Source organism: Corynebacterium sp. MSK004 (genome assembly GCF_030232515.1).
Lineage (GTDB): Bacteria > Actinomycetota > Actinomycetes > Mycobacteriales > Mycobacteriaceae > Corynebacterium > Corynebacterium hesseae.
Window position 1 is genome coordinate 53,266 of record NZ_JASPKB010000008.1, and the last position, 17,955, is coordinate 71,220.

Genomic DNA, 17,955 nt, shown 5'->3' on the forward strand with positions numbered 1-17,955 from the left:
TTAAAGGACTCCAGCCTTTTCCAAATCGTGACGGAGAACCTCAATCTCATCCGCGTCAGCCGCGGAAACCGGGAGACGAGGTTCTCCAACTTCAATGCCCTGCAGGCGCAAGGCAGCTTTAACAAGAGTTGCTCCTCCGAGGCGGCCTTGCGCCTCAACGAGCGGGGACAAAGTTTTCGCGTTGATCTCTCGTGCACGTGCGATATCACCTTCGTCGAAGGCCACGTAGAGATCAGCCAGGGCACGCGGGGCAATATGACCAATCACGGAAATAACGCCTGAAGCACCGAGGGCCAGCCACGGCAAGTTCAGCCCGTCATCTCCGGAGTACCATGCCAATCCGGTTTCCTGGATAAGCGGTGCAGCCGCTACAAGATCGCCCTTGGCGTCCTTGACGGCCTTGATATTCGGCACTTCCGCGAGGCGAAGAAGGGTCTCCGTCTCAATCGGAATGCCCGAGCGGCCAGGGATGTCATACAGACAAATGGGGAGGTCCACGGCGTCAGCGACAGCGCTAAAGTGCGCATACACACCGGCTTGGGAAGGCTTGGAGTAATACGGAGTTACAACCAAGAGGCTGTCTGCTCCCGCATCAGCGAAAGCGCGCGCTGCTGAAATGCTGGTGGCGGTGTTATTGGTTCCCGCTCCCGCACACAGCTTAGCGCGACTGCCTACCTCTTCCTTTACAGCTGCAAACAGCTCCAGTTTCTCATCCAATGACGTCGTCGGTGACTCACCCGTGGTCCCAGCCAAAATGAGCGAATCAATACCGTTATCAACCAGATGAGCTGCCAGGCGACGACCAGCGGACACATCCAAGGCGCCATCCTGGTCAAATGGAGTGACCATAGCTACGCCTACGCGTCCGAAGGTGTCGACGCCTGTCTGTGCTGTCATACCTGTGCTCATAGGCGTCAAGATTACCCGCTTTCGCCCCTATTGGCTGCATCGGGGTCGTGCGCGAGTCTCCTGCAAAGCCTTTAAGCGTACGGGCTCGAAGCCATTTCGGTCCCGTCGGACAACGTGGTGATGTGGAAGTCGTCGAAAAGCACCGGCGATTGCTCTCTCAACAGCTTCAAGCATGTCACCGCCAATTGGCGCATCTCAGTATCAGCCTGCTCCGTTGCCCGAGCGCCGATAAAGTGGCGCCACGCACGGTAGTTCCCAGTCACTACTATGCGGGACTCTGTGAGATTGGGCAAAACCGCACGCGCTGCCTGCCGCGCCTGCTTCTTACGAAGCAATGCGTTTGGTTCCTCTTCCAGTTTGGACTCGAGGGCGTCGAGCAGCTCTTCGTAGACAAACCTCGCTTCATCGGCCGCTTGTAGCGTTAACCGCGTTAGCTGCTCATCTTCTGCAATGAACTTGGGCAGCACTACCTCTGCTTCGTCGGAGTGTACGAAGCGTTGTGAAAGCTGGGAGAAGGAGAAGTGCCGGTGGCGCACCAACTCATGCGTTGCCGAGCACGACAGCCCTCTTATATACAGCGTCGCGGTGGCATGCTCCAGAAGCGCGTCGTGACCCACTTCCAAGATGTGGTGTAAATAAGCCTGGTTCGACGCGGTACGAGGATTTGGCTTATCGAAGGACTCGTAACACGCACGCCCAGCAAACTCGACTAACGCCTCGCTTTCCGACGCCCCCTCGTCCGCCTTCCAATCCACCCCGCGTGGTGCATGAAACGCCGTTGCCGCGATGAGTTGGACATCAAGCTCAGAGACCTTTGCCATTACAGCCCCAGATACTTCTCAAGCCCCACGGTCAAACCTGCGTGGGAGGAAATCTCGCGCACACCAAGCAAAACACCGGGAGTAAAGGAAGAGCGGTCATAGGAATCCTGGCGGATGGTCAGGGATTGCCCTTGGGTACCGAAGATTACCTCTTCATGCGCCACCATTCCCTGCATGCGAACTGCATGGACGTGGACGCCATCAACGTCTGCACCTCGTGCACCGTCAAGGGACTGCTCGGTCTTGTCCGGCATTGCATCCAGGCCGGCTTCCTTACGAGCCTTCGCAATTCCCTGCGCAGTATGAACCGCCGTGCCGGACGGCGCGTCAAGCTTATTCGGGTGGTGGTATTCAACAACCTCGGCGCTATCGAAGAACTTCGCCGCTTGGGCAGCAAACACCATGGTCAATACAGCTGAGACAGCAAAGTTCGGAGCGATGAGAACGTTGCCAGCGTCCTCCTTCTTAGTCCACTCCTCTACCTTGGCTAGCCGCTCCTCGTCGAAGCCCGTGGTGCCGACAACAGCATGGATTCCGTTGGCGATACAAAACTCAAGATTATCCATAACCGATGCGGGCTGAGTGAAGTCGACGGCGACCTCGGCGCCTGCTTCAACTAGCTTCTCCAGCGGGGTTTCGCGATCAATTTCAGCGACAAGCTCCAGATCTTCTGCAGCGTTGACGCCCTCCACGATTGCCTGCCCCACGCGGCCCTTAGCGCCAAGGACACCCACCTTGATAGTCATTCACAATCCCTTCATACGTGTTCATACGGTCAGCTGTGCCCAGTCTATCCCCGCCGCCGGCAGGGTTTTGGACAGGGCAGAGAGGGCCGCCATAAACCTCGATCAATTGCGTAGTTCACTGGCGTTTAGGCGGTTTTGCAACCTGTCACATTTGTATCGCACATCCAATCTATTTTGACGCGGATACCCCCGTTTATAGTAACGACTTGACGTGAATTCACTACTAATTATCGACATGTTCGGTGAGGGTCGGTAGAATCATTGTTAGAACATTTCTTCTAACTCATGTTTCTCGGGGGAGACATTCATGACCACCACCGCCACACACCCACCAACCTATTTCTTTTCCACCACCAACCCTCATAACCCACACGCGATGGCCCGTGCGGCAGCCCGCCGCGCTATCTACAACACCTGGGTTGGTGCTATGCCTAGCCTGCAGGCTGATATCAACACCACCGCACTATCCCTGGTGGCTGCCTGGTCACTGCCGGAAGGTCACATCAAAGCAGGTCTGCGTGCTATCCACCGGCTTGATAGCCTGCCGAAAGTCAAAGCCATACAAGACACCTCGTGCCTGCTCGACATCGAGTCCTTGATTGCTATTGATCAGCCCATGTCGGCCCTGACAGCCCTGACGGATGAAACCCTGGATTTTATCGACACCATCCTGGCTGACTTTTTCACCCCCACTAAGGCGAATCAGGCTTTTCCTACCCGTAGCCAGATCAGGCGTAAAGTCCGCGATATCTGTAAAACCCTGGATGACTCCATCGCTTTTCGTGATACCCGCCCCAAGGATGCCTACCGGTTTTCTTCTAATGGCACCTCTGCGTGGCTAGAACTCCAAGTTACTGAAGATACCGGCATTAAACTCGATGCCTTCATCCACCAAACCGCTGCCAAGCACGACCTGACGATTCCTGATGCTGTCAAGAAACTGCTGTCCGGTGAGATTGAGCCTCCAGCCGCTGTGGTGCTACATACCTATCAGGCCTGCGATATTGAGAATGCCCCGACCTTTATTGAAGGCTTCGGCTGGCGGCAAGAGGCTATGCCGCATGATAAAGCCCGGGATTTAACCGGTGACATCGACGAAGCAGACGGCTACCAACCGGGCCTGATTATGCGCAAACACGTCGAAGGCCGCGACGGGACCTGCCGGGTCGGCGGGTGTGAGAAACCTGCCTTTCTTACCCAGCTTGATCACCGGCATAACTGGGCTGAAGGCGGGCCAACCCACCCGAAGAACCTGGCATGCTTATGCCAAGGCCATCACAACATGAAAACCGATGGCACCTTAAAATACCTGCTGGACCCCTACAGCGGGGATGTTATCTGGCTTTTCGCTGACGGTACCTGGACCATCAACGAAGCAGAAGGCCCCCTGGCACCAAAACAGAAACGGTGGGCACAAACAGTCGCCCAACACATCACCGCCACCAGAAAACGCGTGCGTGAAGAAGCCCAACACCTCAAACAAGAACTCGACGACTACGCACAACAACAAGCCAAAACCAAAGCCAACACCGAAGCCGAAACCCAGACCAACACCGACAACGGCGAGGACATCCCCTTCTAAACCCCGTCGATTCAAACGACGACGATAACGAAGAACAGGGGCCTAGCCCTCGTCGAATCAAACGACGACACCACTCCAAACAACCGCAAGGACAAGAAACCAAGAACACACCCACCGTCGAAAAGAACGACGACTGTATCACTCAGCCCTAGTCAGGTCTCCCCTGCTGCAGGCAGGGCCGCCGGCGTGGTTTCGTCATGCTCGTTTATATGGGGCGAATGCAGATCTACATTGCTTCAGTACCTGTCGATGACGTTGCTCGCGCGCACGACTTCTATGTCAATACGCTCGGCTTTCGAGCCAAGGACGATGTAACCCACGGAGACTTTCGATGGCTCACGGTGACCAATGCTGAAGGTCAAGGAAATACGCAGCTCCTCCTCGAGCCGAAGGCCCACCCGGTGTCCAAGGACTACGCAGCAGCGCTCAAGGCCGATAGCATTCCTGCCACCCAGTTCTTGTCCGCAGACGTGGAGAAGGAATATAGGGAGCTCACTGAAAAGGGCGTGGATTTCACTATGGAGCCCACCGACGTCGGCCCCTCTATCATCGCTGTCTTCGATGACACCGTAGGAAACCTCATCCAACTTGTACAGCTTAAGAGATAGCGAAATTGTCGCGTCCAGTTTCTTCCGCTTCCATCGTCGCAATCATCACCGCTGTATGTATCATGCCGCTGGGCGGATGCGCGGATCGCGGCGCGGATACGTTACCGGCGCCGCTGGTCAGCACGATTCCGTCGAGCACAAGCACCGCCGATGCACCGCAGCAGTCCAATGACACGCTGGCTCCTCTTCCCGGCAGGTAGCCAATGCCGCTGCTTTTAAGGAAGCGCTTTTCTCAACCTGGGAATCGAAGGCACCCCGCGGCCTTCCACGCCTGAGCTTGAAGAAAAATATATGAAGCCGGGAACTACACCTGGTGCCGGCGTGGTGAGCGAAGTCGTATACACCACCTCATTCGAGGCACAATCCCAACTGGTCATTGGCCTGAAAAAGAAGACGCCGTACTCGGTGACTTTCCTTGAGCACCCCAAGCGCTTGGTACTCGACTTCCAAGAATAGCGGCCGCGGCAACGCTAAGGGCCCTGCCTCAGCTACTTAAGCGCTGGATGGCAGGGCCCTCGTCCTAGTCGTTCCTAGGTGATCTGAGGATTAGTCCTCCTCAACCGGAACCAGGGAAATCTTGCCGCGGTTATCAATGTCCGCGATTTCAACCTGGATCTTGTCACCAACGTTGACGACGTCCTCGACCTTTTCGATGCGCTCGTCGCCGCCCAGCTTCGAGATGTGCACCAGGCCGTCACGGCCCGGGGTCAGGGAGACGAAGGCACCAAAGGCCACGGTCTTAACCACGGTGCCAAGGAAACGCTCGCCCACCTTGGGTAGCTGCGGGTTAGCGATGCCATTTACTCGCTCAATAGCTGCCTCAGCGGCTTCGCCGGTAGCGGCAGAGATATACACCGTGCCGTCTTCCTCAATGGAGACATCGGCACCGGTCTCCTCGGTGATGGCGTTGATGGTCTTGCCCTTCGGGCCAATGAGCTCACCAATCTTGTTCACCGGAATGGTCACAGAGGTAATGCGCGGAGCCAGGCCAGACATCTCATCAGGGCCTTCGATGACCTCAGCCATGGTGTCAAGGATGGCGGCACGGGCGTCGCGGGCTTGCTCGAGGGCGTCGGCAAGCACGTGCGAAGGAATGCCGTCCAATTTGGTATCCAGCTGCAGTGCAGTGATGAACTCGGAGGTGCCGGCGACCTTGAAGTCCATATCGCCGAAAGCGTCCTCAGCGCCGAGAATATCGGTGAGCGCCACGAACTTTTCCTTGCCATTGACCTCACCGGAAACAAGGCCCATGGCGATACCTGCCACCGGTGCCTTCAGCGGAACGCCCGCGTTGTAGAGGGACAGGGTGGATGCACAGACGGACCCCATGGAGGTGGAACCGTTGGAGCCGAGGGCCTCAGAAACCTGGCGGATGGCGTAAGGGAAATCCTCGCGGGACGGGATAACCGGCAGCAAGGCACGCTCAGCCAGAGCACCGTGGCCGATTTCGCGGCGCTTCGGGGAGCCCACACGGCCGGTCTCACCGGTGGAATACGGCGGGAAGTTGTAGTGGTGCATGTAGCGCTTGGACTCCACTGGGGTCAGGGAGTCGATCTGCTGCTCCATCTTCAGCATGTCCAGGGTGGTCACACCCAGAATCTGGGTCTCGCCACGCTCAAAGAGGGAGGAACCATGGGCGCGCGGAACGAGATCGACCTCAACGCCGAGGTCGCGGATATCGGTGACGCCGCGGCCATCGATGCGGAATCCTTCAGTGAGGATCTTGTTGCGGACGATGGCCTTCATCACGGCATTGAATGCGTTGCGAATCTGCTTGGAGGCATCGGCCTCGTCAAGGTCATCAAAGTCCTCGATGAGCTGTGCCTCAACCTGCTCCATGTAGTCATTGGTAGCATCGTCGCGGTCCTGCTTGCCCGGGATGGTAAGCAGCTTCTCCAGCTTCTTGGAGGCAGCCTTTTCGACAGCAGCGTAGACATCATCCCCATAGGCCGGGAAGAGCGGGAATTCCTGGGTCTCCTTGGCGGCGCGCTCGGCCAGGCCTGCCTGCGCTTCGCACAGGGTCTTAATGAAAGGCTTGGCAGCCTCAAGGCCCTCAGCCACGGTGGATTCCTGCGGAGCCGGGGCACCTTCCTTGATGCGCTCGGCCACGTTCACGCCGGCACCCGCCTCCACCATCATGATGGCGACGTCGTCCTTGCGGCCCTTCTTCACGATGCGGCCGGCAACGACCATCTCGAACAGGGCACGCTCGTGCTGCTCGTTGTTCGGGAAGGCCACCCACTGTCCCTTCGGGTGCTTGTCATCGGCAATCAATGCCATGCGCACGCCACCCACCGGGCCAGAAACCGGCAGACCGGAGAGCTGAGTGGAGGCAGAAGCACCGTTGATGGCAACGACGTCGTAGTACTCCTCCGGGTCCATGGAGAGAACCGTGACAACGACCTGAACCTCGTTGCGCAAGCCCTTGACGAAGGTCGGGCGCAGCGGGCGGTCGATGAGGCGGCAGGCCAGGATAGCTTCGGTGGAAGGACGGCCCTCGCGGCGGAAGAAGGAGCCCGGGATCTTACCCGCGGCGTACATGCGCTCTTCCACATCCACGGTCAGCGGGAAGAAGTCGAAGCCCTCACGCGGCTGGTTGGAAGCGGTGGTCGTGGACAGCAGCATGGTGTCCTCGTCCAGGTAGGTGGTCACGGAGCCACCAGCCTGTCGGGCAAGCTGGCCCGTCTCAAAACGGATAGTACGGGTGCCGAAATCGCCGTTATCCAGGGTGGCGATGGCCTCGGTAATGCCGTAGTCCTCGTCGATTGCGAACTCGACGGAGTTGTTCGTTTGATTCTTAGCGTTCTTAGCGCTCATGTATGAAACTCTCCTTGGAGCTGTCATGGCGATCTTCGGTGCCGCCTCTTCTTCGATGTTTTCTGACAACGCCCAAGGATTTTAGCAGATGGGACAAGAAAACCCCCGCACACTTGGTGCGGGGGCTAAAAAGTCGAGCGCTTAGCGGCGCAGACCCAGGCGAGAAATCAGGTCGCGGTAACGGTCAACGTCGTTAGCGGCCAGGTACTTCAGCAGGCCACGACGGCGACCAACCATGAGCAGCAGACCACGACGGGAGTGGTGATCGTGCTTGTGATCCTTGAGGTGCTCGGTCAGGTTGTTGATGCGGGAAGTCAGCAGCGCAACCTGTGCCTCCGGGGAACCGGTGTCGGTCTCGTGCAGGCCGTACTCCTTGAGGATTTCAGCCTTCTTCTCGGTGCTCAAAGCCATGGAAAAATCTCCTATTGTATTTCAGTCCACATGAAATGTTGCGCCTAAAAAGCGCTGCCCGTGACTACTGTGGACCGCAGTCAGCAAGCCGAAGTAGAAGTATAGAGGCTGCCCAGCTTCGACATCAAATCCTCGACGAAGCGCGCGTCGTCGACAGCAACGGCCACGCGGGTGGTGGGATTGTTTAGGCGCTCAGGGTCACCGATGGTGCGTCCGTTCTCCTCACACCGCAGATTGAGGTCGAGGCATGTGACCAGCGAAAGATCCGCTGCCACTGCCACCGCCAAGGGATCGTGGAGCCCACAACCGCCGAGGTGCGGAGACGTCGTTTTGTAGGCGCGGATGTAGTAGTCCACGATGTCCGCGTAGATCCGGCCCGTCCGCGTGCCTCGCCACTGCTTCGTATGCTCCCTGGTGAGCAACGTGCGCAACGTGACGTCGAGCCCCACCATCGTGAGGTTCTGTGCATGACGGAAGACATAGTCCGTGGCTTGGGGATCTTGGAAGACGTTGGCCTCGGCATAAGGAGTGACGTTTCCGGGCACGGTTAGCGCGCCGCCCATCATGACGATGCGGGCGTTGCGGGCAAAGTCCGGGTCCTCGCGCATGGCGGCTGCAATGCTTGTCGACGGCCCCGTCGGCACTATAACCAGGTCCTCGCCATGCTCGCGGACCGAACGGACAAGAAAGCCCACCGCATCCTCGTAGGCTTTGCGCCGCGGCGGAGGCAAGAGAACCTCGCCGAGGCCATTGCGTCCATGAATGAACGCCGAAATGGGAGCCACGCTAAAGCCCGGCCGCGTCGGGCCGGAAAAGACGGGGACGTCCGAGGCGTCGAGAAGCTCGAGCAACGCCAGCGAGTTGCGCACTCCCAAGGCCACCGGCACGTTGCCATAGGTGCCGGTGACCCCGATCAGCTCGAGGTCAGGGTGCGCAACGGCATAGGCGAGCGCAAGGGCGTCGTCGATTCCTGTGTCGAGGTCGAGGATGATCTTCATTTAGGCCTCACGGGCAAGAATCTCACGAACTCGGGCGACGTCGCGCTCCATGGCCGCTAGGAGCTCCTCAACGGAGTTGAATTTCTCCATGTCGCGCACGTGATCGACAAAATGCACGGTGGCCTCGTGGCCGTAGAGGTCGGCGTCGCGGTCCAGCACGAAGGACTCCACAGAGCGCTCCTCGTCGCCGAAGGTGGGGTTTGTGCCCACCGAAATGGCCGCTGGATAAGGAACACCGGGCTCCATGTCTCCTTCCAAAGGGGCGCCGGTGGGCTCGACCACGAACCAGCCCGCATAGACGCCATCGGCTGGGATAGCGACGGATTCCGGGAAGTACTGGTTGGCGGTCGGGAAACCGAGTTCCTTTCCGCCGCGTCCTGCACCGCGCACGACGGGCCCAGTCACCGTGAAATGACGTCCCAGCGCCCAATTCGCGCGTGCAATATCGCCCTTGGCAAGAGCGGCGCGGATGTTGGTGGAGCAGACGCGCTCGCCGTCGTCGTCAAGCAAGGGCACGATGTCAACGCCGAAGCCGAACTCGGCTCCGAACTCCGCCAGCGCCGCCGCCGTACCAGCCGCGCCCGCGCCAAAGGTGAAGTTCTCCCCCACCACGACGTGTTCCGCATGCAAGCGCCCCACAAGGAGGTCTGTCACGTATTCGCGCGGCTCGACGCCCCGGAGCTCCTCCGTGAAATCGATGACGAGCACGGCCTCGATGCCCATTTCTTCCGCCAGTTGCATGCGGCGCTCAAATGTAATGACGGACAACGGCGCGCGCTCCGGAAGGAACACCGAAACTGGGTGCGGATCGAAGGTCACCATGACCGCACTATGACCGTGTTCGCGCGCGTGCTCGACGGCCTTCGTCACGAGCTGCTGGTGGCCGCGGTGTAGGCCGTCGAAGACGCCAATTGTCACCGACGTCGGACCGAGGTCAGCGGGGATGCTATCGATTCCGTACCAAATATCCACGGGCACCATGCTATCCCACAGCAGACGGTGCCCTAGACTGCAGGGCATGACTGATCCGCTCGAACGTTCTGGCCTCGTGGTCGTCGACAAGCCCGCCGGCATGACCTCGCACAATGTCGTGGGAAAACTGCGGCGCTTCTTCCACACCCGCAAGGTGGGGCACGCAGGCACGCTAGATCCCATGGCCACGGGGGTGCTCATCGTGGGCATTGAGCGCGGCACCAAGTTCCTCGCCCACATGGTGGCCTCTACCAAGGCTTACGACGCGACGATTCGCCTCGGCATGGCGACCCACACCGACGACGCGGAGGGGGAAAGCACGTGGGGCGAACCGGCAACCGCTGTGGAAGATTCAGCCATTGCGCAGGAAGTTGATGCCTTGACCGGCGATATTATGCAGCGTCCGGCAGCGGTGTCCGCGATCAAAATCGATGGCAAGCGTGCCCACGAACGGGTGCGGGCGGGCGAAGAGGTTGAGATTCCAGCTCGCCCGGTAACGGTCAGCCGCTTCGATATCCTCGATACGCGGCGCACCGGAGAGTTCATTGATCTGGACGTGTCGGTGGCCTGTTCTTCGGGCACCTACATCCGCTCGCTGGCTCGGGATTTGGGGGAAGCGCTTGGCGTCGGCGGGCATCTCACCGCGCTGCGCCGCACGGAGGTAGGGCCTTTTACGCTTGACGACGCCCTCCCCCTCGACGCCCTCGAGACCTCCCCGAGGCTGTCCTTGAGCCTCGACGAGGCGCTCGCTCGTAGCTATCCGGTCTTGGAGGTCACCGATGACGAGGCTCAGGCCTTGGCCATGGGTAAGTGGCTGGAGCCGCGTGGGTTGAAAGGCACCTACGCGGCCGTCGATCCGCAGGGCCGATCCGTCGCCCTAATCAAAGAGAAGGGCAAGCGCCTGGCCACGGTTTTTGTCGCTCGCCCCTCCACTCTTTAGTTCTCAAAGTTGAGCGCCGGGACGGCGGCAGAGACGATGACATAGCCGTCCCGAATGATCCAGTGGCCGGTAATGAACGGCACCGGGGTCGGTCGCGCTAGGAGGTAGGAGACTAAAGTTCCGTCGAGGCGCAAGTCAATTTCGGCCTGATCGAAATCGAGCCACCGCCGCGTCATGGGGAACCACGTCTTGTAGGTGGCTTCCTTCGCACAAAACAACAGGCGGTCCGGGCAGGAGATGCCCGCCGCGCGGAGGCGGGACAACTGCGGCATCTCCCCTGGCCGGGCGATCATCGTCAACACGTGTTCCGGCAAGGGCTCCGCTGGCTCGGCGTCGAGTCCCATCGAGCGGACGTGTGTGGTGGGCGCTGCCACCGCCGCGCGCAACCCCTCGGTGTGCGTCATCGATCCCGTGTAGCCTTCCGGCCACAGCGGCATGCCCCGCTCACCGCGCAGAATAGGTTCGTCGCCGGTGTAATTAAGCTCCTTCAGCGCGCGGTGAGCGCACCAGCGGGCATCCCCAAATTCCGACTTGCGGACGTCCACGGCCTGCGAGACCACAGCGCGCTCCTCTGGGGATAGGTGATGGAAATTGAGGAGATTAGTCATCGACTCATCCGTGCGCACGTAGCAGTAGCGCGCAGACTCTGGGAAGAGGGAAGGCTCAAGCATGCTCGGCCCTCCCCGTCGTCTCATCGATGGTGAGCACCGGATACGGCCACTGCTGGAGGCCACCGTGTGCCTGCCATTCACGCGGATACCCTAGCGAAACCTCGATGTGGTCCACGCCGTCGATATTGGCTCGGTTTGGCATGTGAAGATGTCCATAGACCACGGCTTTGGCGTTGTAGCGCCGCGGCCACGAACGCGTGTGGCGGGTACCGCACCACAAGGCCACTTCGGGCCAGCGCAAGTAGAGGGTCGGCTCCTGGACCAATGGCCAGTGATTGATGAGGACGGTCTCCCCTTCCACCCGGGACAGGCGCTTAATTGAATAGGCCAGCCGGTCCCAGCACCAAGCACGCACATCGACGAAGGGGGCGATGGCAAATTCATCGGTCATGACGATTTGCTTTTGCTTTGCGCTCGCAAGCTCTTGTTCGACCGTGGTCCCCGGCGGGCGAAAGCTGTAATCGTACAGCGTAAACAGTGGGACGACGGTCACCCCTCCGAAGACCGGATAAGGATCCTCTGGGGTGATCACGCCGATCTCACGGCAGCCTTCAACAAGCCGGTCGTATTTTGCGCGCCCCTTAAATGCATCCTGTCCCCGAGAAAAAAGCTCATGGTTGCCGGGCACCCAAATGACGGTGGCATAGCGGTTCTTCAGCCGCGCCAAGGTGTTGATCACCAGGTCAATGCGCTCGGCGACGTCCCCTGCGACAATCAACCAGTCATGGGGATTCGGCGGCACGAGTTCATCGATGCGCTCACCGTTGACACGCACCGCCGCGTGGAGATCGGAGACGGCCCACAGAGTGGTCATAATGCCTCCTTCACACGAACATTCCCTCTACTTCTACCACAGGCTTAGACCCGCGCCCACCGCATCGAGCGAAAGCGCCAGACGACGCCCACCATGCGGATGAAAATGAACGCGGCGATCCCGCCCCATACTCCACTAAGCCCGGTGCCTAGAGCAAAAGCCAACCAGACGCCGGGAAGGAAGCCTAGAAGTACCGACGCCAAGGTAAGCGTGCGAAGAAACGCTGCATCCCCAGCGCCGAGGAGAACGCCGTCCAAGGCGAAGACCACCCCGCCGATGATGACGAGGAAAGTCATAACCCACCAAGGTCCGGAGAGCACCTCGAGGACTTCCGGGCTCGTGGTGAAGATCCGCGGGATGATCCCGGAACCAAGCGCAAGAATCACAGCAAGTCCAAGGGAGAAGGACGTCGAGTAGAGCGTCACCTTAGTACCCACCGTGCGGGCATAACGCGCTGAGCCTGCACCCAGTGCCGCGCCGGTCAAGGCCTGGGCGGCAATTGCCAGGGAATCCAGCACAAGGGACAAGAAGTTCCACAACTGCATCAAGATTTGATGCGCGGCCAGTTGTGCGGTTCCGATGCGCGAAGCCACAGCTGCTGCGGATAGAAAGGCCACTTGAAAACTCAACGAGCGCACAATGAGATCGCGCCCCAGCACGAGCTGCCGGCGTACGACGCGCCAGCGAACTTCCCACGAGCCGGTATGTTCGCGGCGCAGTTCCCTGAGGAAGAATGCCGCGATGATTCCCATCCCCAACACCGTGGCTAAGGCGGACCCCTGCAGCCCCCACAAGTGCACGAAAATAGGCACTGCACTAGCGCCAGGAATCATACCGGCGAGTGTGAAGTACAAGGGCTTGCGGGTGTCTTGTACACCTCGCATCCAACCGTTACCAGCCATCGTGATGAGGGTAAAAGGAATCGCGATGGCGGCGATGCGCAGCCACTGTGCGGTTCCCTTCGCCGTTTCGGGGTTGCCGGTCAACCAGGAGGCAAAAACCCCGGCGAAGAGCCACATAAGGACCGCTAGGACCAGGCCGACGCCGACCGCAACCCACGTGGCCTGAACACCTTCGGCTACAGCTTCCTCACGTTTGCCTGCGCCGAACAAACGCGAAGCACGCGCGGTAGTGCCATAGGACAGGAAGGTCAGCTGGGTAGTGACCACCGAATGGATCGTGGCCGCAGCCCCCAGCGAGGCCAGATCCTGCGCGCCCAACCGTCCCACGACCGCGGTGTCCAAAAGCAAATACAGCGGCATGGCCGCTAAGACACCCAAAGCGGGCACGGCAAGACGGAAGACTTCCGCCGCAGAAACCTTGACGGGTTGCTCGGAAGCCATTTAAGACAACACACCTACCAGCTGCGCAATAACCTCCTCAGGCGTGCCGTGCGCGGTATAGCCGGCGGCTGGAATATGGCCTCCTCCGCCAAAGGTGAGGGCCACCTCGGCACAGTTCACTGCTGAGGAGCGCAGAGACACCGCCCACACTTCAGGGGCCTGTTCCTTGAACACAACCCCGATGTCTGTGCCTTTCAAGGCGCGGACATAGTCGACGAAGGACTCGATCGCGGAATCTGCGTGCGTACTGACTTCCTCATGCGGCACGAAGAGGACAGCGAGTCTGTGCTCTCCCGCTGCTTCGATCCTGAGGCCCGAGAGGACGCGACCGATCATCTGCAGGTCATCGGCGGTGCTGGCGTCCATAAGCTCCAACGCGATCTGCTTGGTATCAAGCCCATAGAGCATCAGGCGCGCGGCAATATCGTGCATCGCTGGGCGGCCCCACCGGAAGTTACCTGTGTCGGTCACTAGCCCGGCGTACAGACAGTGCGCGATGACGCGATCAATCTGAATGGACAGCCTATCTAAGATATCGAGCAACACCACCGTGGTGGACTCGCACACCGGATCCACAACATTGATCGCACCAAAGCCGTCGTTCGAGGCGTGGTGATCGATGCACAGGACGCGCCCAACGGCCGCCATCTCCTCAATGCCCCGTGCTACCGATCCGGTCCGGTCGATCGATCCGCAGTCCACAGTGACATAAAGGTCATAGCCCTGCGGGAGCTCATCTACCAACTCGATTTCATCCACGGTGGGAATCGAAAACAGGTTGGCGGAAATGTCTCGGCGCTGGCCAATCACGGTGCGGGTCTGCTTACCGCGCTGACGAAGCGCCAACGTGAGGGCCGCCGCTGAGCCAACAGCGTCGGCGTCGGGGCGCAAGTGGGTGATGATGCAAATGCTGCTGGCCTGTACCAGCGCATCAACTGCGGCTTCGTAGTTGGTTCGTGACACTTAGTCTTCTTCCTCATCCGAGGTCTTATATGGGTTCGCGTCCCCAGCCGGCTTCGCGCCTTCCTTCAGCTTGGCCAACTCCGCATCGCGTGCGCGTGCGCGTGCGAGCACATCCTCCATGTGAGCGGAGGCTTCAGGGACGGTATCGAGCTCAAAAGACAACGTCGGGGTAAAGCGAACGGACAGCTCATCACCCACGATCTTGCGCAATTGGCCCTTGGCCCTTGTGAGTGCTTCGGCCGCCTGGTCAAAATTCGGCTCAGAATCAATATCCGTTCCGCGCACCGTGTAATACACGGTGGCATCGTGCAGGTCACCCGTTACGCGGGCATCTGTGATGGTTACCAGTTCAAGGCGGCGATCCTTAATCTGGCGTTCAATCGCACTCGCAACGATTGTCTGAATGCGCTTAGCCATGCGTGCGGCGCGTGCGTGATCAACCATGGTGAAGCTCCTTTGCGTACGGTTACTGGCAACTAGTCTAGGATACCGATTCGACGCCGTTCGGCCGAAACGACTAAAGCCCAGCCAGAATATTTACTGGCTGGGCTTTAGTATCTGAGCTCTGTCACAAAGTGAAGAACTCAGGTGCGGCTAGTCGCGCGGGACCTCGACTTCTTCGAAGGCCTGAATAATATCGCCTACCTGGATGTCCGGGTAGGACAGAACCATACCGCACTCGTATCCGGCGTTAATCTCGTTGGCGTCATCCTTCTCGTGGCGCAGGGACTCGATCTTGGCATCGGAGGTAATGACGTTCCCGTCGCGTACGAGGCGCACCTTGCCGTTGCGCTTGACCTTGCCCTCGGTGACCATACAACCGGCAATGGTGCCGACCGCGGAGGACTTGAACAGCGCGCGGATCTCCGCTGCACCGGTGTCGCGCTCCTCGTAGATAGGCTTGAGCATGCCCTTCAGCGCTGCCTCGACCTCTTCGATAGCACGGTAAATCACCGTGTAGTAGCGGATATCAACGCCCTCAGCGTTGGCTTCCTCGGTTGCCTTACCCTCAGCGCGGACGTTGAAGGCGATGATGACGGCGTCGGAGGCAGCAGCCAAGGTGACGTTGGTCTGCGTCACCGCACCGACACCACGGTCGATGATGTTGAGCTGTACCTCGTCGTCGACCTCGATATCCAGAAGGGCATCTTCCAGTGCCTCGACGGAACCGGCGTTGTCGCCCTTGAGGATGAGGTTGAGCGTCGAGGTTTCCTTGAGCACTGCATCCAGATCCTCGAGGGAGACGCGCTTGCGCGCCTTCGCCTGCAGAGCGGAACGCTTGCGAGCATCGCGCTGTGCGGCAATCTGGCGAGCCACGCGGTCGTCCTCAACAACCAAGAGGTTATCGCCGGCACCTGGTACGCCATTGAGACCCTGCACCTGGACCGGGCGGGACGGACCGGCTTCTTCCACATCGTTACCGAATTCATCGAGCATGCGACGCACGCGGCCATGGGCATCGCCGACCACAATGGAATCACCGATGCGCAGCGTACCGCGCTGGATGATGACCGTAGCCACCGGGCCTCGACCGCGGTCGAGGTGAGCCTCGATGGCAGAGCCCTGCGCGTCCATGTCCGGGTTAGCGGTGAGCTCTAGGGAAGCGTCCGCGGTCAGGATGACAGCCTCGAGCAGGTCGTCGATGTTGATGTTGTTCTTCGCAGAAATATCCACGAACATCGTGTCGCCGCCGTACTCCTCCGGAACAAGTCCGTACTCAGTGAGCTGACCACGGATCTTGTCCGGGGAAGCTTCCGGCTTATCAATCTTGTTAACCGCGACGACCACAGGGATATCCGCTGCCTTCGCGTGGTTGATTGCCTCGATGGTCTGCGGCATCACGCCGTCATCAGCCGCAACCACCAGGATGGCCAAGTCGGTGGACTTGGCACCGCGGGCACGCATGGCGGTAAACGCCTCGTGACCCGGGGTATCCAGGAAGGTGATGGTGCGCGGACCGTCTTCAACGTCCACCGTGGTTTGGTAAGCACCGATGCCCTGTGTAATGCCGCCGGCCTCGCCCGCACCTTCGTTGGTCTTACGGATGGTATCCAGAAGGCGGGTCTTACCGTGGTCAACGTGACCCATCACGGTCACGACTGGCGGGCGCTTCTCAAGGGCTTCTTCGCCGCCCTCGTCCTCACCAAATTGCAGGTCGAAGGATTCGAGCAGCTCGCGGTCCTCATCCTCAGGGGAGACAACCTGGACCTCGTAATTGATCTCCGAGCCCAAGAGCTGCAGGGTGTCCTCAGATACGGAGGCCGTGGCGGTCACCATCTCACCGAGGTTGAAGAGCGCCTGCACCAATGCTGCGGGATCCGCACCAATCTTCTCGGCGAAGTCAGCCAGGGAAGCACCGCGGCGAAGGCGAACAACCTTACCGCCGCCGTCAGGCAAGCGTACGCCGCCTACCTCATGCTTCTGCTGCTCTTCAAACTCATGGCGCTTCTGACGCTTCGACTTCTTACCGCGACGCGGTGCGCCACCGGGACGTCCGAATGCACCAGCGGTGCCACCGCGGCGTCCGCCGCGTCCACCGCGGAAACCTCCGTGGCCTGGACCGCCATGGCCTGGGCCACCACCGCGGCCGCCACGACCGCGACCGCCACCGCCGCTACCTGCGGCCTTCGACGGCATGCTGGCCGGATTCGGATGCGAAGGCATCATCGCTGGCGAAGGACGACGTCCACCGCCGCGGTTGCCATCGCCCTGCGGGCGTGCGCCGCCCTTACCACCGCGGTTATCTCCAGGCTTGCCGCCAGAGCGCTGACCCTTGCTGCCGCCCGGGCGCGGCCCTGGGCTGGGTCGATCGCTGGAGCTACCCGTGGAGAACGGGTTATTGGCCACGCGGCGGGTACCGCCAGGCTTCGGCATAGAACGCGGGGTAACAGCGCGTTCGCCACCCTTGCGCTGTGCTCCGGGCTTGGGAGCGCCGCCCGGCTTCGGGGCACCGCCCGGCTTGGGGGCAGCCCCTGGCTTCGGGGCGCCGCCCGGCTTCGGACCAGGCTTTGGCGTGGCTGCTGGCTTCTTATCAGCCGGCTTCGCCTCTGCAGTCTTCTTGGCAGCAGATTTCTTGGCAGCGGAAGCGGGGGTGGCTGCAGACGCCTTCTTGTCTGCGGGCTTGTCGTTGCCGCCCTTTGCTTCATAGTGTGCGCGCATCTTCTTGATCACCGGCGGTTCGATGGTCGAGGATGCGGTCTTGACGAACTCGCCTTGTTCCTTCAGCGTGGCGAGCAGTTCCTTGCTGGTTACACCGAGCTGCTTTGCCAACTCGTGTACACGTAGCTTTCCGGGCACTTGTCTCCTCTTTAATCTTTCTAGGAGCCAAGGCCGCGGAACACGGCTTGACCCCTAGTTAAT

The 17,955-nt window shown here is 60.0% G+C and carries 17 protein-coding genes and 1 pseudogene; 5 read left to right on the top strand and 13 right to left on the bottom strand.

Going from position 1 to position 17,955, the window contains the following annotated elements:
- From dapA to dapB, 3 genes are all read right to left on the bottom strand, one after another.
- Positions 1-909 carry a 4-hydroxy-tetrahydrodipicolinate synthase gene (gene dapA, locus QP999_RS10310; RefSeq protein ID WP_070524512.1) on the bottom strand — a complete coding sequence of 303 codons (909 nt, stop codon included), beginning with the start codon at positions 907-909 and terminating at the stop codon, positions 1-3.
- A gap of 71 nt (positions 910-980) precedes the next feature.
- Positions 981-1,730 (bottom strand): FAD-dependent thymidylate synthase, encoded by a 750-nt coding sequence (thyX, locus tag QP999_RS10315; RefSeq protein WP_070562884.1) that lies wholly within the window; start codon positions 1,728-1,730, stop codon positions 981-983.
- Positions 1,730-2,476 carry a 4-hydroxy-tetrahydrodipicolinate reductase gene (dapB, locus tag QP999_RS10320; RefSeq protein WP_070562881.1) on the bottom strand — a complete coding sequence of 249 codons (747 nt, stop codon included), beginning with the start codon at positions 2,474-2,476 and terminating at the stop codon, positions 1,730-1,732. The genes thyX and dapB overlap by 1 nt, the downstream gene beginning before the upstream one ends.
- 307 nt (positions 2,477-2,783) lie before the next feature.
- Here dapB and QP999_RS10325 point away from each other — a divergent pair, with 307 nt between their 5' ends.
- The 4 genes and pseudogenes from QP999_RS10325 to QP999_RS10340 form a co-directional block, all read left to right on the top strand.
- On the top strand, positions 2,784-4,058 hold the full coding sequence (locus tag QP999_RS10325) for an HNH endonuclease signature motif containing protein (protein WP_284848252.1): 1,275 nt from the start codon (positions 2,784-2,786) through the stop codon (positions 4,056-4,058).
- 218 nt (positions 4,059-4,276) lie between these two features.
- Positions 4,277-4,666, top strand: coding sequence for a VOC family protein (locus tag QP999_RS10330; RefSeq protein WP_070562875.1), 390 nt, complete (start codon positions 4,277-4,279; stop codon positions 4,664-4,666).
- 5 nt (positions 4,667-4,671) lie between these two features.
- On the top strand, positions 4,672-4,866 hold the full coding sequence (locus QP999_RS10335) for a hypothetical protein (RefSeq protein ID WP_141748929.1): 195 nt from the start codon (positions 4,672-4,674) through the stop codon (positions 4,864-4,866).
- Positions 4,867-4,885: 19 nt separating this feature from the next.
- Positions 4,886-5,122, top strand: a pseudogene (locus QP999_RS10340) (AMIN-like domain-containing (lipo)protein); the annotation flags it as partial.
- Positions 5,123-5,212: 90 nt separating this feature from the next.
- Here QP999_RS10340 and QP999_RS10345 read toward each other — a convergent pair.
- The 4 genes from QP999_RS10345 to QP999_RS10360 all read right to left on the bottom strand — a co-directional run bounded on the left by QP999_RS10345 (position 5,213) and on the right by QP999_RS10360 (position 9,873).
- Entirely contained in the window at positions 5,213-7,483 is a 2,271-nt protein-coding gene (locus QP999_RS10345) for a polyribonucleotide nucleotidyltransferase (RefSeq protein ID WP_070520124.1), read from the bottom strand.
- A 141-nt stretch (positions 7,484-7,624) separates the two neighbouring features.
- A complete protein-coding gene (gene rpsO / locus QP999_RS10350) occupies positions 7,625-7,894 on the bottom strand; it encodes a 30S ribosomal protein S15 (protein WP_010190317.1) in 270 nt (89 codons plus the stop codon).
- Between the two features lie 80 nt (positions 7,895-7,974).
- Entirely contained in the window at positions 7,975-8,892 is a 918-nt protein-coding gene (locus tag QP999_RS10355; RefSeq protein WP_070562869.1) for a nucleoside hydrolase, read from the bottom strand.
- Complete coding sequence (locus QP999_RS10360; RefSeq protein ID WP_070562866.1) at positions 8,893-9,873, bottom strand: bifunctional riboflavin kinase/FAD synthetase; 981 nt, start codon at positions 9,871-9,873, stop codon at positions 8,893-8,895.
- A gap of 37 nt (positions 9,874-9,910) precedes the next feature.
- Here QP999_RS10360 and truB point away from each other — a divergent pair, with 37 nt between their 5' ends.
- On the top strand, positions 9,911-10,804 hold the full coding sequence (gene truB, locus QP999_RS10365; RefSeq protein WP_284848253.1) for a tRNA pseudouridine(55) synthase TruB: 894 nt from the start codon (positions 9,911-9,913) through the stop codon (positions 10,802-10,804).
- Here the strand turns inward: truB and QP999_RS10370 are convergent.
- From QP999_RS10370 to infB, 6 genes are all read right to left on the bottom strand, one after another.
- On the bottom strand, positions 10,801-11,475 hold the full coding sequence (locus tag QP999_RS10370; RefSeq protein WP_143335410.1) for a 4'-phosphopantetheinyl transferase family protein: 675 nt from the start codon (positions 11,473-11,475) through the stop codon (positions 10,801-10,803). The genes truB and QP999_RS10370 overlap by 4 nt on opposite strands.
- Complete coding sequence (locus tag QP999_RS10375; protein ID WP_070520114.1) at positions 11,468-12,289, bottom strand: metallophosphoesterase family protein; 822 nt, start codon at positions 12,287-12,289, stop codon at positions 11,468-11,470. Before QP999_RS10375 ends, QP999_RS10370 begins: the two co-directional genes overlap by 8 nt.
- 44 nt (positions 12,290-12,333) lie before the next feature.
- On the bottom strand, positions 12,334-13,632 hold the full coding sequence (locus tag QP999_RS10380; RefSeq protein ID WP_070520112.1) for an MATE family efflux transporter: 1,299 nt from the start codon (positions 13,630-13,632) through the stop codon (positions 12,334-12,336).
- On the bottom strand, positions 13,633-14,595 hold the full coding sequence (locus tag QP999_RS10385) for a DHH family phosphoesterase (protein ID WP_070520110.1): 963 nt from the start codon (positions 14,593-14,595) through the stop codon (positions 13,633-13,635).
- Complete coding sequence (gene rbfA / locus QP999_RS10390; RefSeq protein WP_070520108.1) at positions 14,596-15,039, bottom strand: 30S ribosome-binding factor RbfA; 444 nt, start codon at positions 15,037-15,039, stop codon at positions 14,596-14,598. It lies immediately after the preceding gene.
- Positions 15,040-15,189: 150 nt separating this feature from the next.
- A complete protein-coding gene (gene infB, locus QP999_RS10395) occupies positions 15,190-17,892 on the bottom strand; it encodes a translation initiation factor IF-2 (RefSeq protein ID WP_284848254.1) in 2,703 nt (900 codons plus the stop codon).
- Between the last annotated feature and the right edge of the window lie 63 nt (positions 17,893-17,955).

Coding starts and splice junctions, on each gene's coding strand:
- QP999_RS10380 (WP_070520112.1), bottom strand. CDS start 13,632: ATGGCTTCCGAGCAACCCGTCAAGGTTTCTGCGGCGGAAGTCTTCCGT.
- thyX (WP_070562884.1), bottom strand. CDS start 1,730: ATGGCAAAGGTCTCTGAGCTTGATGTCCAACTCATCGCGGCAACGGCG.
- rpsO (WP_010190317.1), bottom strand. CDS start 7,894: ATGGCTTTGAGCACCGAGAAGAAGGCTGAAATCCTCAAGGAGTACGGC.
- QP999_RS10370 (WP_143335410.1), bottom strand. CDS start 11,475: ATGCTTGAGCCTTCCCTCTTCCCAGAGTCTGCGCGCTACTGCTACGTG.
- rbfA (WP_070520108.1), bottom strand. CDS start 15,039: ATGGTTGATCACGCACGCGCCGCACGCATGGCTAAGCGCATTCAGACA.
- QP999_RS10330 (WP_070562875.1), top strand. CDS start 4,277: ATGCAGATCTACATTGCTTCAGTACCTGTCGATGACGTTGCTCGCGCG.
- QP999_RS10345 (WP_070520124.1), bottom strand. CDS start 7,483: ATGAGCGCTAAGAACGCTAAGAATCAAACGAACAACTCCGTCGAGTTC.
- QP999_RS10360 (WP_070562866.1), bottom strand. CDS start 9,873: ATGGTGCCCGTGGATATTTGGTACGGAATCGATAGCATCCCCGCTGAC.
- truB (WP_284848253.1), top strand. CDS start 9,911: ATGACTGATCCGCTCGAACGTTCTGGCCTCGTGGTCGTCGACAAGCCC.
- dapA (WP_070524512.1), bottom strand. CDS start 909: ATGAGCACAGGTATGACAGCACAGACAGGCGTCGACACCTTCGGACGC.
- QP999_RS10375 (WP_070520114.1), bottom strand. CDS start 12,289: ATGACCACTCTGTGGGCCGTCTCCGATCTCCACGCGGCGGTGCGTGTC.
- QP999_RS10355 (WP_070562869.1), bottom strand. CDS start 8,892: ATGAAGATCATCCTCGACCTCGACACAGGAATCGACGACGCCCTTGCG.
- QP999_RS10325 (WP_284848252.1), top strand. CDS start 2,784: ATGACCACCACCGCCACACACCCACCAACCTATTTCTTTTCCACCACC.
- dapB (WP_070562881.1), bottom strand. CDS start 2,476: ATGACTATCAAGGTGGGTGTCCTTGGCGCTAAGGGCCGCGTGGGGCAG.